17 protein-coding genes are annotated in these 14,346 nt (G+C 39.3%); 5 read left to right on the top strand and 12 right to left on the bottom strand.

Annotation, left to right across the window (positions count from 1 at the left end):
* Positions 1-98: 98 nt before the first annotated feature.
* Positions 99-209 carry a photosystem I reaction center subunit VIII gene (gene psaI / locus BC008_RS46310; protein WP_072207711.1) on the top strand — a complete coding sequence of 37 codons (111 nt, stop codon included), beginning with the start codon at positions 99-101 and terminating at the stop codon, positions 207-209.
* 408 nt (positions 210-617) lie between these two features.
* Here psaI and BC008_RS46315 read toward each other — a convergent pair whose 3' ends face one another.
* The 4 genes from BC008_RS46315 to psbE all read right to left on the bottom strand — a co-directional run bounded on the left by BC008_RS46315 (position 618) and on the right by psbE (position 1,690).
* Positions 618-737 (bottom strand): photosystem II reaction center protein J, encoded by a 120-nt coding sequence (locus BC008_RS46315; protein WP_072207712.1) that lies wholly within the window; start codon positions 735-737, stop codon positions 618-620.
* A 422-nt stretch (positions 738-1,159) separates the two neighbouring features.
* Positions 1,160-1,279 carry a photosystem II reaction center protein L gene (locus tag BC008_RS46320; protein ID WP_072207713.1) on the bottom strand — a complete coding sequence of 40 codons (120 nt, stop codon included), beginning with the start codon at positions 1,277-1,279 and terminating at the stop codon, positions 1,160-1,162.
* A 9-nt stretch (positions 1,280-1,288) separates the two neighbouring features.
* A complete protein-coding gene (gene psbF / locus BC008_RS11130) occupies positions 1,289-1,426 on the bottom strand; it encodes a cytochrome b559 subunit beta (RefSeq protein WP_058183539.1) in 138 nt (45 codons plus the stop codon).
* 15 nt (positions 1,427-1,441) lie between these two features.
* Positions 1,442-1,690 (bottom strand): cytochrome b559 subunit alpha, encoded by a 249-nt coding sequence (psbE, locus tag BC008_RS11135; protein ID WP_058183540.1) that lies wholly within the window; start codon positions 1,688-1,690, stop codon positions 1,442-1,444.
* A 32-nt stretch (positions 1,691-1,722) separates the two neighbouring features.
* On the opposite strand from psbE, the gene BC008_RS46325 reads away from it, so the two are divergent.
* Positions 1,723-1,938, top strand: a complete 216-nt coding sequence (locus BC008_RS46325) for a hypothetical protein (RefSeq protein WP_161938105.1) — start codon at positions 1,723-1,725, stop codon at positions 1,936-1,938.
* A 259-nt stretch (positions 1,939-2,197) separates the two neighbouring features.
* On the opposite strand, the gene BC008_RS11140 is transcribed toward BC008_RS46325, so the two are convergent.
* Together BC008_RS11140 and BC008_RS11145 are read right to left on the bottom strand one after the other, a co-directional pair.
* Positions 2,198-3,247 carry a photosynthesis system II assembly factor Ycf48 gene (locus tag BC008_RS11140; RefSeq protein ID WP_036269430.1) on the bottom strand — a complete coding sequence of 350 codons (1,050 nt, stop codon included), beginning with the start codon at positions 3,245-3,247 and terminating at the stop codon, positions 2,198-2,200.
* A 421-nt stretch (positions 3,248-3,668) separates the two neighbouring features.
* Positions 3,669-4,001 carry a rubredoxin gene (locus tag BC008_RS11145; RefSeq protein ID WP_027846561.1) on the bottom strand — a complete coding sequence of 111 codons (333 nt, stop codon included), beginning with the start codon at positions 3,999-4,001 and terminating at the stop codon, positions 3,669-3,671.
* Positions 4,002-4,214: 213 nt separating this feature from the next.
* Here BC008_RS11145 and ndhC point away from each other — a divergent pair, with 213 nt between their 5' ends.
* Genes ndhC through BC008_RS11160 form a run of 3 tightly spaced genes read left to right on the top strand, consistent with a single transcriptional unit; the run spans position 4,215 to position 5,813 of the window.
* The gene (gene ndhC, locus BC008_RS11150; protein WP_027846562.1) at positions 4,215-4,577 is read left to right on the top strand and encodes a photosynthetic/respiratory NAD(P)H-quinone oxidoreductase subunit C; all 363 of its coding nucleotides are present in this window, start codon (positions 4,215-4,217) and stop codon (positions 4,575-4,577) included.
* Positions 4,568-5,293: an NADH dehydrogenase subunit K gene (locus tag BC008_RS11155; protein WP_027846563.1), complete on the top strand. Its 726-nt coding sequence runs from the start codon at positions 4,568-4,570 to the stop codon at positions 5,291-5,293. The genes ndhC and BC008_RS11155 overlap by 10 nt, the downstream gene beginning before the upstream one ends.
* Positions 5,286-5,813 (top strand): NAD(P)H-quinone oxidoreductase subunit J, encoded by a 528-nt coding sequence (locus BC008_RS11160; protein WP_027846564.1) that lies wholly within the window; start codon positions 5,286-5,288, stop codon positions 5,811-5,813. Before BC008_RS11155 ends, BC008_RS11160 begins: the two co-directional genes overlap by 8 nt.
* Before the next feature lie 228 nt (positions 5,814-6,041).
* Here BC008_RS11160 and BC008_RS11165 read toward each other — a convergent pair whose 3' ends face one another.
* The 6 genes from BC008_RS11165 to BC008_RS11190 form a co-directional block, all read right to left on the bottom strand.
* The gene (locus BC008_RS11165; RefSeq protein ID WP_153009566.1) at positions 6,042-6,671 is read right to left on the bottom strand and encodes a PEP-CTERM sorting domain-containing protein; all 630 of its coding nucleotides are present in this window, start codon (positions 6,669-6,671) and stop codon (positions 6,042-6,044) included.
* Positions 6,672-7,159: 488 nt separating this feature from the next.
* Complete coding sequence (locus BC008_RS11170; protein WP_027846565.1) at positions 7,160-7,492, bottom strand: hypothetical protein; 333 nt, start codon at positions 7,490-7,492, stop codon at positions 7,160-7,162.
* A 1,021-nt stretch (positions 7,493-8,513) separates the two neighbouring features.
* The gene (locus BC008_RS11175; protein WP_058183541.1) at positions 8,514-10,859 is read right to left on the bottom strand and encodes a CHAT domain-containing protein; all 2,346 of its coding nucleotides are present in this window, start codon (positions 10,857-10,859) and stop codon (positions 8,514-8,516) included.
* A gap of 20 nt (positions 10,860-10,879) precedes the next feature.
* On the bottom strand, positions 10,880-12,703 hold the full coding sequence (locus BC008_RS11180) for an NAD+ synthase (RefSeq protein WP_058183542.1): 1,824 nt from the start codon (positions 12,701-12,703) through the stop codon (positions 10,880-10,882).
* A 208-nt stretch (positions 12,704-12,911) separates the two neighbouring features.
* Positions 12,912-13,658 (bottom strand): NUDIX hydrolase, encoded by a 747-nt coding sequence (locus BC008_RS11185; RefSeq protein ID WP_027847043.1) that lies wholly within the window; start codon positions 13,656-13,658, stop codon positions 12,912-12,914.
* Positions 13,619-14,227 carry a nicotinate-nucleotide adenylyltransferase gene (locus BC008_RS11190; protein ID WP_027847042.1) on the bottom strand — a complete coding sequence of 203 codons (609 nt, stop codon included), beginning with the start codon at positions 14,225-14,227 and terminating at the stop codon, positions 13,619-13,621. Before BC008_RS11190 ends, BC008_RS11185 begins: the two co-directional genes overlap by 40 nt.
* Between the last annotated feature and the right edge of the window lie 119 nt (positions 14,228-14,346).

Here is a 14,346-nt window from a genome sequence, read left to right on the forward strand (position 1 = left end):
ATCATATGTTAAAAATCTGAAATAATTTCCAAAACTTCGCAAAATTTGGAGTAAGCTCCTTTTAGGTATCACAGTCTAATTTAACAGGAAAACTTACTATGGCAGCATCTTTTTTGCCTTCTGTTTTAGTTCCCCTCGTTGGTCTAGTATTCTCTGCCGCTGGTATGGCTTATATGTTACTTTACATGGAAAGTGACGATATTTCATAAGCTAATAGGCAAGCAGTTAGAAATTTTGAATTATGTTAGGTTTCAACTTCCAATTTTATTACTGCAATCGTAATAACTTACAGTAACTCACTGTGAGATTATTGCTTTTGTCATAGAAGTTGATATAACATAACGTTTCTAGAGACGTTGGACTCCAGCGTCTCTAACTTATCTATGTTTATATTTTCTTTAAAAAATTAGACTTAAAAAATTAAGCTTTAAAAAATTGGGCTTTAAAAATTAGACTTAAAAAATTAGAAGTTATACAAACATTTTTGACAAACTGAAAATCCCCCAAGGAAGTGGGGGAGCTTCAACACCGCCTATCCAAAAGAGACAGACGGTTTCTAATAACAGTTTTTAAACAGTCGTGCTTAAAAATCAGTCTAAATATATATAGGCTTTAACTTATACCGAAGAACCAACTCCAGCATAAGCTCCGTAAAAGAAAATGCCTAAAACAGTAATTACGCCTAACCCTGCGACCGTAGCTACGATCCAAAGGGGTATTCTGCCACCTCCAGACACTTTTTTCTCCTCCCTATATTAAAAAGTCAACACTGAGTAAATTACTCACAACCAAGATTGAATCAGTGGCTGGAGTTTCCTGTCTCAGGAAAAGCCAAATTATACACATTACCAAAATGTGCCACTAGTCAGGTGGTAAGTGACTCATTTTCCTTTTCTGGTTTTGCAACCTTTATCAGCTTTAAAGCCGAACCCAGGATTGTTGCCCTGCAATACAGGGGCAGTATTAATTATTGAAGACAGTTATTTTCGTCGCGAATTCCTTGAGGGAAGAACGCGTCGTTTAGTACACCTATTGTACCTTGCCTTGGTTTTGTTATCTGATAAATTACACAGATAAACATGACAAAGTGGCAAATTTGGTTGAATAATTACCAGCTTTGTTCTGTTAAATAAATATTGAATATCAACAGTTATTTCAATTAGTTAAAGAAGTAACTGGAAAACAGAATACCTAGAACAAACACTAGTAAAAGACCTAAGAAAAGAGAGGTCCGGTTTAGTTCTACTGGCACATTATTAGGATTGCTATTTCTATCCATTGAATTCTCCTAGCGTTGAATAAACTGCATTGCTGCAATTGCACCTAAAAAGAATACGGTTGGCACGCCTAGGGTATGAACAGCAAGCCATCTAACCGTAAAAATTGGATATTGTACTGGTTGATTAATGTTATTTCCGCTAGTCATAGTAAAAGCTGCTTATTACTTAATAAATTCGTCAACTCGTTTTTTCGCATCAAAGCGATTATCAACAATAGGCACCTGTTCTTGACGTGCTTGGGTAAAGTATTCATCTGGACGAGGTGTACCAAATGCATCATAAGCCAAGCCGGTGCTTACAAATAACCAACCTGCAATAAATAATGCTGGTATGGTGATGCTATGAATTACCCAGTAACGAACACTGGTGATAATGTCGGAAAATGGGCGCTCGCCAGTAGTACCTGACATGAGGATTTCTACCTTTATTTATTATTGATGATGTGTTTATTATCCTACAAAGTTTAGAAAGTGTTACAAGTCGCAACGATTTTCTCAGAAAATTAGGGGATAAATTTGAATTCAGGAGTCAGAGGTCAGGAGTCAGGAGTCAGGAGTCAGGAGTCAGGAGTCAGGAGTCAGGAGTCAGGAGTCAGGAGTCAGGAGTCAGGAATCAGGAGTCAGAAGTCAGGAATCAGAAGTCAGGAATCAGAATTTAGAAGTCGTAGAGACGTAGCACGCTACGTCTGTACAGAATTCAGAAATCAGAATGTGACTGAGGTTATGTAATATCTACGCTACTCTTATCCTAGCCGCTAACAGACACCCTAATGTAAAAATCAGGAGTTAGCAGATTTGAATTGCAAACAGCTGTGCTATTTTTGACTGAATTGTGGAATCTGTAACTAATCCATTCTGTTCTTTCTCTCAGAATCGAAACCCCAAAATTAATGAAACTCCAGAGTTAATTCTGCAGAATTAAGCCTCATCTCCCTCAGATGGAGCCACTTCTGATATGTCTGGGTTGTATTTGAGTAAGTAACCACCGCGATCGCCAATTACAAAGCCTTGTTTCTCAGATAAGAAAACCACTTTGAAAAAATTAGTGGGTACTTCTTCTACAAATCTATCTTTTTCCCAGGTTTGTCCGCCATCAGTACTGCGGAGTAAATTAGCACTACCACCACTGAGCCAAACTTCATCAGGAGTTCTGTAAGCTACGTCTAATAATCCCCAACTAGTGGAAAATTCTGGATATATTGGTTCTTGCCATTCTTCGGGATTATTTGGTTCGCTAAACTGAATTTGACCGCCACGGGCAAGCATCCATATTTGATTATCTCCTGTAAAGCCCATATTTTCTACTTTCCGGGAACTGTTTCGATTATGGGGCTGCCAAGTCTGCTGTCCGGGTTCCCAAGTAGAATAGAAGTTTCCTTTCGCTGAAACTGCAACGTATCTACCATCTGGGGAACGTTCCATATTTCTTACAATACCTACAGCACCTTCTACCTGTGCTTTCCAATTTTTACCACCATTATCAGTTTGATAAATTGCACCTACATCGGTAGCCATTTCAGCAGTGTTTTCAGCTAAAGCCACGATATTAACTGGAGTACCAGGTAATTTTTCACTTAGAATAACTTGCGACCAAGAGCGACCTTCATCAGTGGTGTGTAGCATCAAAGCAGGTTCGCCGACAATCCAACCTTCTTGACCATTAAAACTAATGGAATTGAAACGATAGTTCTCATCGCCTAATTCCAAATTAATTTCTTTCCAGCTATTACCGCCATCTTGAGTTTCTAAAATAGTTGAATTTGCTCCTACCAAGTAGCCATGCTCTAAATTTTGAGTAAAAGCAATATCTAGTATTTTCTCTTCTGTGGGTAGGGCAACTACATCCCATGGATTATAGGCGATAGATTCTACTTTAGAACAACCCACACATAAAAGAATAACCAAGAAGAATCCGAATAATTGTTGCCAAATTTTCTGTTGCCAAATTTTCTGCTGCCAAATTTTCATTGTACAAGTACTTTTGTATTGATTAGTTTTTCTAAAATTCTCTTAAGAGATAGGGACTTTTCGACAACTGAAAAGTAATATCCTGGAATGCTATGCAGTTTCCATATTTTTCGCAGGATTGAATTCGCAGGATTGAATTCGCAGGATTGAATTCGCAGGATTGAATTCGCAGGATTAAATTCGTAGGATTAAATTCGCAGGATTAAAATCTCAAAATCTAGTAACAAGTTCATCAAAGGCAGACAGTACTTAGCCTTTGTCATTTCGGTAATGACATAGAACTTTACTTAAAGACAGTATTGTTGTAAGGTGTAGCCGAACAATTGCCACTAAATATCAATTCTTCTGTCTTATTATTTTCTTTGCTATCTCATAAGTTTTGATTAAACTGCTGCTAATCGATTTTTGATGACAGCGATTATTAATTTAAACCATATAAACTGAGAAAGAATAAGAAACCAACTGCTAAAGCACCAAAAATCAAGATATTTTTTTGCCCTGGTGTTAATTGATTGACGCCAAAGCCATAGCCAAGATTTTCTTTAAAACCTGAGGCTTGACCTTCTGGTCCAACATTGGTAAAAGCTTTTTTTGGAGCAGCACACACCGGACAACGCCACTTGAAGGGTAGATCCTCAAAAGAAGTCTCTGGTGAAATATCATTTTTGTCGTCTCCCTTGAGAGGTTCGTAAATGTAACCGCAAGCACGACATTCATACCGGTCTAAGGCGTTTTCAACAGCTTGTTCGCTCATGGTTCCATGTAAAATTTACAACTTGCAAAAAAAATATTAAATATACGTTACAAATTATGACATAAATATTAGTTCTATATATCACTTATAAAACTAATCAAATATCCGTCCAGCAGCTTTTCCAGCATTCAATAAAGATGGAGCATATATAATGTGAAAGAACGTAACAAAGTTATTCTATTTATTCCGATCCTTATTCTTTAGAAGCTTATTGTGTTTGTCCTCAGCGGTTACGAGTACCTCCTAGGCTTTTTAATTCTCTGCAGCCTAGTACCAGCTTTAGCTTTATCAGCTTCCAAGCTCCTGCGACCCAGCAGTCGCAATCCAGAACGGCGTACTACTTATGAATCCGGGATGGAACCCATTGGGGGTGCCTGGATCCAGTTCAACATTCGCTATTACATGTTTGCCTTAGTGTTTGTTGTCTTTGATGTAGAAACTGTATTTCTATATCCTTGGGCAGTTGCCTTCCACCGTTTGGGACTGTTGGCATTTATTGAAGCATTAATTTTTATTGCAATTCTTGTAGTTGCCTTAGTTTATGCATGGCGTAAAGGAGCTTTGGAATGGTCTTAGAAACTAATTCGAAACAAGACATCATTAATCCGATTGAGCGTCCTCAAGTAACCCAACAATTGTCAGAAAACATTATTCTGACTACAGTTGACGATTTGTACAACTGGGCAAGACTTTCTAGTTTGTGGCCCCTGTTATTTGGGACTGCTTGCTGCTTTATTGAGTTCGCAGCTTTGATTGGTTCGCGATTTGATTTTGACCGCTTTGGACTGATTCCCCGTTCTAGCCCACGTCAAGCAGATTTGATTATTACGGCGGGAACAATCACCATGAAAATGGCACCCCAGTTGGTGCGGCTTTACGAACAAATGCCAGAACCCAAGTATGTGATTGCTATGGGTGCTTGTACTATTACTGGTGGAATGTTCAGCATCGACTCTCCTACTGCCGTACGTGGTGTTGATAAATTAATTCCGGTAGATGTTTATTTACCGGGTTGTCCTCCACGCCCAGAAGCGATTGTTGACGCAATTATCAAATTAAGGAAGAAGATTGCAGATAATTCAATGCAGGAGCGGGGCTTAGTCAAGCAAACTCACCGCTACTACAGCACCACTCACAGCATGAAGCCTGTAGAACAAATTCTAACTGGCAAGTATTTGCAATCAGGTACTCGCGAAACTCCACCGCAACAATTAACAGAAGCGATGGGAATGCCCGTACCCCCTGCTTTGATGACTTCTAAATCCCAGAAGGAGGTAAATCCAGGTGGCTGAAGAATCTAAACCAGCAGCAGAAACAGAAGCATCTATTGTAGAAGCAGGTAAAGTATCTCAGTGGTTAACGCAAAATGGTTTTGACAACCATGAATCTTTAGAAGCTGACCATGAAGGGGTGGAGATAATTAAGGTTGAGCCGGATTTATTGCTACCAATTGCAACGGCTTTATATGCCTACGGATTTAATTATCTCCAGTGTCAGTCTGGAATTGACTTGGGTCCAGGTAAAGAAATTGTAAGCATGTATCACTTGATTAAAGTAAGTGATAATGCAGATCGTCCAGAAGAAGTACGCGTTAAAGTATTTTTGCCTAGGGAAAATCCTAGAGTTCCCTCGGTTTACTGGATTTGGAAAACCGTAGATTGGCAAGAACGCGAATCTTATGATATGTACGGTATCGTTTACGAAGGACATCCAAATCTGAAGCGTATCTTAATGCCAGAAGATTGGATTGGTTATCCTTTGCGTAAAGATTACGTGTCGCCTGATTTTTATGAATTGCAGGACGCTCATTAGAGCTGATATTTTTTTCATAAGAGTAGGCAACCGAATAATTTTTCACAAGTTGTAGAGACGTAGCATTGCTACGTCTCTATGATGTTTTTGGGATTATTAAATGGTAGATAAAATACGAGTCTGTCTACGCCTCTAATTATTTAATTGCGACAAAATCTTGTAAAAATTAAGATATATCGCCCTGTAAAATACTTAGTTGAGACTTGTAAAGCAAAGCACAACTTTATTTTATGCTTCCTGCTTTTGCTTGTGTTTTAGTGTAGATACAGTTCCAAATACACCAAATCCTAACAAACCTAACATTGAAGTGGGCTCAGGTATTGACCTTTTTTTGGGTGTTTCTTGTTCTTCCCTGTAGTAAACGCTAATGTGGGATACATCTTTAGTATTTTTACCTTTGAAATTAAATGCAGCTTTTTCAAAAGGTGACTCCCAAGTACCAGAACTTACTGCATCATTAAGTTGATAACCTACAAGCTGTGTTCCTTGTCCAGATTTGAACACAAGCATGACGTCGTCCCAAGTACTTTTAATTACATTTGATATGTCCCAACTGCCTGATTGTCCGTCAGATGTACCTTTGTAACCACTGTTACTACCAATTTTGCCACCAAACATCCAATCAGTATTGCCAAAAAAGCCTGCTTCATTAACTGTGAGGGGTTTATTGGGACTTACGGAATCCTGGCTGAAATCGTTGCTAATGTCACAATTAGAAGCGCCTGTGACATTATCTGAAATGTCATAACTACCGGTGGTACAAGATCTAAAACCTGCTGCACTAGCTGGTGCTGAAATTACTCCAAACCCTAAGACTGTTGTTGCTGCTACTGCTGCTAAATTATGAAATAGTTTCATGTTCGCGACGTCTTTATTAAACTTCAGGTTGATAATTTTTTGCCTATGTCCCAGTGATAATCGAGAATTAGTTATAGGTGCAAGAGATAAATCAATACTTAAACCAAAGCTTTAAAAACTAGAACTTTCAAACAAAAATCCTGAGCAACTGGTACATGCGAAGTGCTATTTGTTTCTATAAAACAAGATTAAAGTAAGTAATATCAATGTCTTACAGAACAATATATAGTTTATTTTTTGTATTTAGCCGTATTTTTGATTAGGCTATAAATTTTTATTAAGGTCGAATGTTTAAAATATTGTTTCGGATTAGCTTTTATTAAGTTTTTGGATTTTCTGGCAATTTTGTATTTTTTGACAGAAAAAATTTGTTCGCGTATCTTATGAGTCGCGAACATCAGTTATCATTAAAATTAATTATATTTAGATACTATCTATATCAGTTCAAGTGAACTTTGTAGTCACGTATCCACAATGGCGCTTAAGTTCTATTCTTCTGCTTTCTCTTCTTGAGATTCTGACGAAATTTCTTCAGTTTCTGGAGTAGTTTCAGGCTCAGACTCAGCAGAAGCTTCTATCTCCTCCTTTTCTTTAGGTTTGGGTGGCTTAGGAGGACGAGCTAAAGCAGGATTCACATACTGCTTTTCTTCATCCTTGAAGGAAGATTTTCTGCCCTTACCTTTGGAGTTTTTACGATTTCCTCGTCGTTCCCGAGTTGGATTGGAACGCTCACCTGTGGGAGTGGGATTGGAATTCCCAGAATTATCGTCAGTCTTTAATTTTGGCTGACGATCGGATTTTTTGATTGGGCGTTCTACCATTTTGAATTTATATTAATTTGTTTTTATGATACACACCTTTGATGATAACAGAAACCCTAATAAGGACATTGCAATAGAACTTTTCTACCACTAGCAGTTTCCAGATTGTAGAGGTAAACGAATCAGTATTTCTGTTTATTGGCTAGGTTTAGAGTTAAGAAGATGTTTTAAGAGTCTCGTTTATTACCAAAAGTCACTATTGAGATCCCCCAACCCGCTAAAAAAGGGGGCAAAAGTCCCCCAACTCAGGGGAGGATTTAGGGGGAACCAAGATATTTTAGGTAAATAATATGACTTTTGGAACATTCTCTAAACTTTAATTTACCAAAATGTTTTTTCACAATAATAGAGTAACTCAAAGATAAACCTAGCCCAGGTTTTTTTACAGAGTTTCTGGTAGTAAAAAATGGTTTGAAGATTTTATTTTATATTCTGATGGAAATCCAATTCAGTTATTAGCGATGCAAATTTATATTACTCGTCAGATAGTTTTGGCAAATTATGTTGATGTATTTTTGTTTCCAGAAATTTGATAAGTTGTTAGGAATGTGGATTAAATAAAGTACAAAAGTAGGGTGCTGTTAGCGTCGCGTAACGCACCATTCCAAATTTCAGAATTACAGGTTATTAAATTCTCATTCCTTACGCATCTAATTTGTATATTATTTTATTCGATAGCGAAGTCTCAAACTTTCTTCAATAATGTCCTACGGACACGCATTAATGTAGTGTGACGCGTTATAGACAGCAAAGCTGTATGACTACGTCACGCAATACCTATAGCTGCGCTACCTACGGATCCGGTACGCTACGCTAGCAACGCTAACATCCGCTAGGATGCGGGCAAACATAAAGTGTTAGCAAGGTGGGGGGGGCGTAAGCACAGACACTTAAGTGTCTACAGCGTCATAACCTATAGCTGCCCTACCTACGGATCCGGTACACTTACGCTAGACGCTAATGACTTTTTACTTTTTACTTGCTGTTGTGCATTTTTAATGCACGACAGACAGCTTATCCCTTATTCTCCCATGCCGCGCCAGTCGCCGGAAGGTATAAACGCCGCCCAGTAGTAGGGATGTTCATATTGTTTTTTGGGTAAGTTTTCTTTCTGTGATATTGCTCCCCGCAGCATTTTTAATTGGGTTTGACGTAATGCTTCGCTGCGACCGGTTTTGGCTTTTGGATCTAACAGTTGCTGATAATAATTTGTCATTAAGTTTTTAGTTGCATTGTCTTCAACTTTCCACAAACTAATAACCTGACTTTCCGAACCAGCGATGACTAAAGCGCGACGCAAACTATAAATTCCTTCGCCGTTGGTAACTTGACCTTGACCGGTGTCGCAAGCGGAAAGAACCACCAGTTCAGTTCCCAACAAGTTTAAGCTTGATGTTTCTAATGCAGTAAGAATACCATTTTCATCCTCAGCACCACTTTTTAGTTCTCTCAAACCTGCAAGAACTAAACCGGAAAGCAGCAGGGGGTTATCAGTGAGGGTTTGGCGATCTAGTTCGGTTTGAGGGTTGGTTTCAAAAAAGCCGTGGGTTGCAATGTGGAGAACTTTTGGTGCTTGAACTTGTTTGACTGCTGCTTCTGTTGCTTTTCGACCGAGCAAAGGTTCAACATTTAACAATGGTGCTATCGCTTCAGCTTCTTTTCTGGTTCCTGGTAAAGGTGGGAAATTACTCTGGGATACCTTAATGGAAGGTTTGCGATCGGGGTTTTGGGAATTGTTATTGGGTTTTAGTTCGGGTTTCGGTTCGGTTGTTGGGTTAATTGCAACTGTTTCTCCAGGACGACTGAAGTTTGGATCGGCGATGATTATAGATGTTTGATTGGTGGATTTTTGGTTAGCAGATTCGCCATTGGGAGATTCGCCATTGGGAGATTGATTCTTTAATCTAATTAAATCCCTGCCAGAGGTAAGATAAGTAAAAGTATAGTTTTCTACGAGATATTGATTTTTTTCATCTACCAAGGCTTCAAAGGGAATCAGATTGAGATTACTGTCGGGAGAAATTAAAATTTTGCGGGTATTACCTAATAGTTTTCTCACTGGTTCCATGAGAATTTTATCTAGTTCCCGTCCATATTCTTTGACTAGAGAAATCTTAGTACCACTATCTCGCAGAGACAAACGAAAATGACCTAAAACCTGTTCAATTTCTTCTGCTCCACCTAAATCTATGCCTTGGGGTTCCTCTTGGGCAGATAAAATATATGCAGTATAACGAGCTTTACCCCATCGCTTGTCAGGCTTTGCTTTGGGATTAAAGGGTCTGTAGCGAAATATTTCCACCAAAGCTGTATCCGCAGGGATAAGTTTTTGAATTATTTCTACTGTTACGGGTTGGGATTGGATACGAAATTCTTTACTGCGATCGCTAAGCTGAGCTTGCAATGATTTTGCTCGTTTTTCCAGTTTTCCCACCTCAATGCGATATGCTTCTGGAGATAGTTTTAGTTTTTCTGGTTCATTAAAAACTAGGTTTGATAATTCAGTGTGGGCTTGGGATAGTTGCTTTAATAATGTCTTACTTCCTGGATCGTCGAGGCGCTGACGGAGAATTCCTTGGCTATCAGTGAGGAAATCTAAGATTCTTCCTTTGCGTTGTAATATTGTTTTTAGGGCTAAACGAGCAGCTTGGGGATTTTGTGGCGCAGAATTGAGATGTAGGGAAATAGTACCATCTGTAGTCCCAGAAAGTTTAGCTAAATATTGCCGCTTTCGACGTTCAAATCCTGGTGTAAGGTTGTAAGCCAGGTACCTTTCTTGAATTTCCAATCCTTGGGTTAAAAATTCAATAGCCTGATCGATCTTTCCTTGGCTATCGTACAGGAATGCTAAATTGTTCAAGCTAGTAGCCACATTGGGATGGTCGCCTTTAAACAGCCGCTTTGTCATCTGGAGGGCTTGTTGATAAAGGGGTTCGGCTTGGGGGTACCTTCCTTGGCTTGAGTACAGTGCTGCTAAATTGTTCAAGCTAGTTGCCACATTGGGATGGTCGCCATCTAAATTTTTTTGACGCAGAGCTAATGCACGTCGGGCTAGGGGAATGGCTTGTGCATATTTCCCTTGTTTCTCCAGTTGAATTATTTGTTGATTGAGTTTTTCTGCTTCTGCTAGTTCTATATCTCGGGGTAGTGCTTCTCGCCAAGTTAGTTGATATTTCCCTATTTCCCCTGGTTTACGGTTCATAACACCGATTGTGTAAGTACCAGTTTTGGGTAACTTAATAACTAATCTGGCATTTCTTCCTTCACCACTGTCATCATCGCTAGCAATTGGTTGATTTTCGTAAGGGTTTGAAAATGTGCTAGTTAAGAGTAGCAATCCAACCGGGGTATGACTGCTCGCCAGCACCGATAATAATTTTTAAGGGTCTATCCTGGGGAACTGTCCGTATGTCCTTCATTAGCATTGCTCATTTCAATTGCTAATTTATTCTTACTTTTTATCGCATCTAGCCAATTGCTAGCAATCGGCATTCGCCAACCAGTACCAAAGGCGCGATCAGTAATTTTCAAACCTGGAGGTGCTTGTCGGCGTTTAAATTCTGCTCGAGCAACCAATTGCACGACTCGTTCTACAACCACCTGCTCGTGACCTGCAGCAATAATTTCCCCTGTTGACTGATGTTTATTTACCAATCGCTCCAAAATATCATCCAATATTTCATAAGCAGGTAAAGAATCTTGGTCTACTTGATCCGGTTTAAGCTCAGCGCTGGGTGCTTTAGTAATAATATTTGTTGGGATAACTTCCTTTGGCGGTCTTTTGTGGGTAGTTTTTTGATTGTTTATTTTTTGATTGTTTATTTTTTGAATATTTATATTTTGAGTGTTTATTTTTTGAGTGTTCAACCAATTGCAAAGGGAATAAACCCGAGTTTTGGGAACATCAGCAATTACAGCCAAACCACCATTCATATCACCGTAAAGAGTACAGTAACCAACCGCCATTTCCGACTTATTACCGGTAGACAACAGCAAATAACCAAACTTATTGGTGATCGCCATTAATAAATTTCCCCGAATCCGGGATTGAATATTTTCCTCTGTCAAACCAAACTCTGTACCAGCAAATAGTTCAGCAAAGGTGCGATCGTAACCTTGCATTAAATCCCCAATCGGTAAAGTGCTACTATTAATACCAAGATTTTCTACCAATGCTAAAGCATCATTAACCGAATGGTCAGAACTGTAAGGTGAAGGCATTAAAACACCCAAAACATTTTCACGACCCAAAGCTTCTGCTGCGACTGCTGCAACTAGCGCCGAGTCTATCCCTCCACTCAAACCAAGCACAGCCTTAGAAAAACGACACTTACGAGCGTAATCCCGCACTCCCAAAACTAAAGCTTGCCAAATTTCTTCATCTTCGCAACTATACTCAGGTTCGATTCTAGTCGGTTGCAAATCTTTTGCTGCTTCATCGAATTCAACTACGACTAAATCAGTACCAAAACCACGAGCGCGACAAGTAACTTCACCCCGACGGTTTAAAGCAAAACTTCTACCATCAAAAATCAAATCATCATTACTACCAACTTGATTTGCATAGATAATTGGTAGCTCAAACCGCTGAGCGCTATGCTTCAACATATTTTCTCGAAAACCCTGTTTGCCAAGAGTATAGGGAGAAGCCGATAAATTTACCACTAAATCCACTCCAAGAACTGATAAATCAGCCCAAGGATTTATTTTGTAAGTGCGTTTACCCCAAAACTCTTCATCATTCCATAAGTCTTCACAGATGGTGACACCAATATTCAGACCATCTAAAGTAAAATAATTTGCCTGTAAACCCGGTTCAAAATAGCGGTGTTCGTCGAATACATCATAGGTAGGTAACAGTCGCTTATGAAAGATTTTTTGGATATTACCTGCTTCCAATAAAGCAATACTGTTAAATAAAGTTTTCCCACCATTACTTGCAGCATTGATATTTTCTGTAATCGTACCTACCAACACAGCAATATTTGGGGGAATTTCTGCAGCTAACTTTTGCAAACTTAGATTAGTAGAATCAACAAAACTAGGATTTAATAATAAATCTCGCGGTGGATAGCCACATAAAGATAACTCCGGCGTTAGCAACAACCGCGCATCAGCAGTATTCGCTTTCTGTGCAGCATGGAGAATCTTATCAGCATTTCCCTTTAAATCTCCAATAATTGGATTAATTTGAGCGATCGCAATTTTCATTATCAGTTATCAGTTATCAGTTAACAGTTACCAGTTAATGCGCAATACCTATAGCTGCGCTACCTGCGGATCCGGTACGCTTACGCTAGGAACGCGCACGCTATAGTTTTGTAGGGTGTGTTAGGCGTCAGCCGTAACGCACCGCGAGCGCTCACCGCATAATTAAATTACCCCAATCGCCAGTCCCCAGTCGCCAGTCCCCAATCCCTCAAATAAACACCAAAGGCTTATCTTTAAAAGGTGCAAAAGCATCTGCATCAAATTGATATAAACTAGCTGGACGTCCAGCACCTCGGGATACTTTAACCCCGGTATCATATAAAAAACCTAACTTTAGTAAACGGGCGCGGAAATTAGAATAGTCAGAGAAATTTTCCCCCAAAACAGTGGTATACAACTGATATAAATCATTTAAAGTAAACATTTTCGGTAAAACATCAAAAGCTACCGGAGAATATTCCAACTTATTTCGCAAACGACAATTTCCATAATTCAAAACTTCATTATGGTCAAAAGCGAGTTGTGGTACATCTTTAACTGGATACCACGCCACACCTGTGACACCATCAGTAATTAATTGTGCGTCTTCAAATCTCACCAAAGCAAAATAACTCACCGAAAGATAACGCACGCCATAACTATCACAAGCTTCCCTTGGATCGCGCTTCGGACCACCAAAAGTATATAACTGTTCCAAATAAAGATTATTAACTCGTATTTTTTCTGCCATAATCCGATAGGCAGCATCCTCAAGAGACTCGCCTTGACGTACTAAAGTCCCTGGAAGGCTCCAATAATTTGCAAATGGTTCTTGTTGCCGCATTACTAACAGAACCAATAATCGATTCTCAGTAATATCCACAGAAAAGATGACATTATCAACACCAACCTTGAAATCAGCCAAAGGTTGTTGATTTATTGCACTTGTAGGTTTTCGTTGCTGTTGTCCTGGCATTCGTATAAATGCTCAATAAGAATATATGCAGCGACAGATGGCGTCAGGTTTTCTAAATTACCATTTTTACGGTAATCTGTGGAGGATACATCTGGGCCAGTTAGATTAGCGATCGCAATTTCTCCACCAATACTTTGTATTGCTTGCAAACTGCTTTGATTAATCGCATATCCAGGTCGCGGCACTACTAATAATTTTACTTGCTGTAATAACTTCCTCGCCTGATACCAGCGCGGTAATTGAGCAACTAAATCAGAACCAACAACTAAAGTAAATTCGGTTTCGTCTCCCCAAAGTTCTCTAGCTTTTGCCAATGTTTCAATAGTCCTCAAGCTACTTAAATCTTGTTCTAAAGCAATGTTTCCTGGTGTTTTGAGATCTGTTTTGAGATCGTTAATTAATGATTCCAACATCGCTGCACGATGGGACAAACTTGCTTGATGGGACTTAAAAGGATTATCTGCAGCCCAAACCGCAACACGATCGTACTTAGAACACAACCAACTTAGAATTGCCTGATGTCCAGCAGTTGGCGGATCTGCGCTTGTACCAAATAAAGCAATTTTCATGATTGGGGATTGGGGATTGGCGACTGGGGATTGGGGATTGGGGATTGGCGACTGGGGAAAGTGTGGGGAGTGTGGGAGGATGGGGAAGACCAAATTACCAATTACTCATTACTCATTAC

This window comes from Mastigocoleus testarum BC008 (genome assembly GCF_001456025.1).
GTDB lineage: Bacteria > Cyanobacteriota > Cyanobacteriia > Cyanobacteriales > Nostocaceae > Mastigocoleus > Mastigocoleus testarum.

What these genes read in the sequence shown, in the direction of transcription:
- BC008_RS11165 (WP_153009566.1), bottom strand. Translation starts at nt 6,671, where the DNA reads ATGAAACTATTTCATAATTTAGCAGCAGTAGCAGCAACAACAGTCTTA.
- BC008_RS11140 (WP_036269430.1), bottom strand. Translation starts at nt 3,247, where the DNA reads ATGAAAATTTGGCAGCAGAAAATTTGGCAACAGAAAATTTGGCAACAA.
- BC008_RS11170 (WP_027846565.1), bottom strand. Translation starts at nt 7,492, where the DNA reads ATGGTAGAACGCCCAATCAAAAAATCCGATCGTCAGCCAAAATTAAAG.
- psaI (WP_072207711.1), top strand. Translation starts at nt 99, where the DNA reads ATGGCAGCATCTTTTTTGCCTTCTGTTTTAGTTCCCCTCGTTGGTCTA.
- BC008_RS11190 (WP_027847042.1), bottom strand. Translation starts at nt 14,227, where the DNA reads ATGAAAATTGCTTTATTTGGTACAAGCGCAGATCCGCCAACTGCTGGA.
- psbF (WP_058183539.1), bottom strand. Translation starts at nt 1,426, where the DNA reads ATGACTAGCGGAAATAACATTAATCAACCAGTACAATATCCAATTTTT.
- BC008_RS46320 (WP_072207713.1), bottom strand. Translation starts at nt 1,279, where the DNA reads ATGGATAGAAATAGCAATCCTAATAATGTGCCAGTAGAACTAAACCGG.
- BC008_RS11145 (WP_027846561.1), bottom strand. Translation starts at nt 4,001, where the DNA reads ATGAGCGAACAAGCTGTTGAAAACGCCTTAGACCGGTATGAATGTCGT.
- BC008_RS11155 (WP_027846563.1), top strand. Translation starts at nt 4,568, where the DNA reads ATGGTCTTAGAAACTAATTCGAAACAAGACATCATTAATCCGATTGAG.
- BC008_RS11180 (WP_058183542.1), bottom strand. Translation starts at nt 12,703, where the DNA reads ATGAAAATTGCGATCGCTCAAATTAATCCAATTATTGGAGATTTAAAG.
- BC008_RS11185 (WP_027847043.1), bottom strand. Translation starts at nt 13,658, where the DNA reads ATGCCAGGACAACAGCAACGAAAACCTACAAGTGCAATAAATCAACAA.
- psbE (WP_058183540.1), bottom strand. Translation starts at nt 1,690, where the DNA reads ATGTCAGGTACTACTGGCGAGCGCCCATTTTCCGACATTATCACCAGT.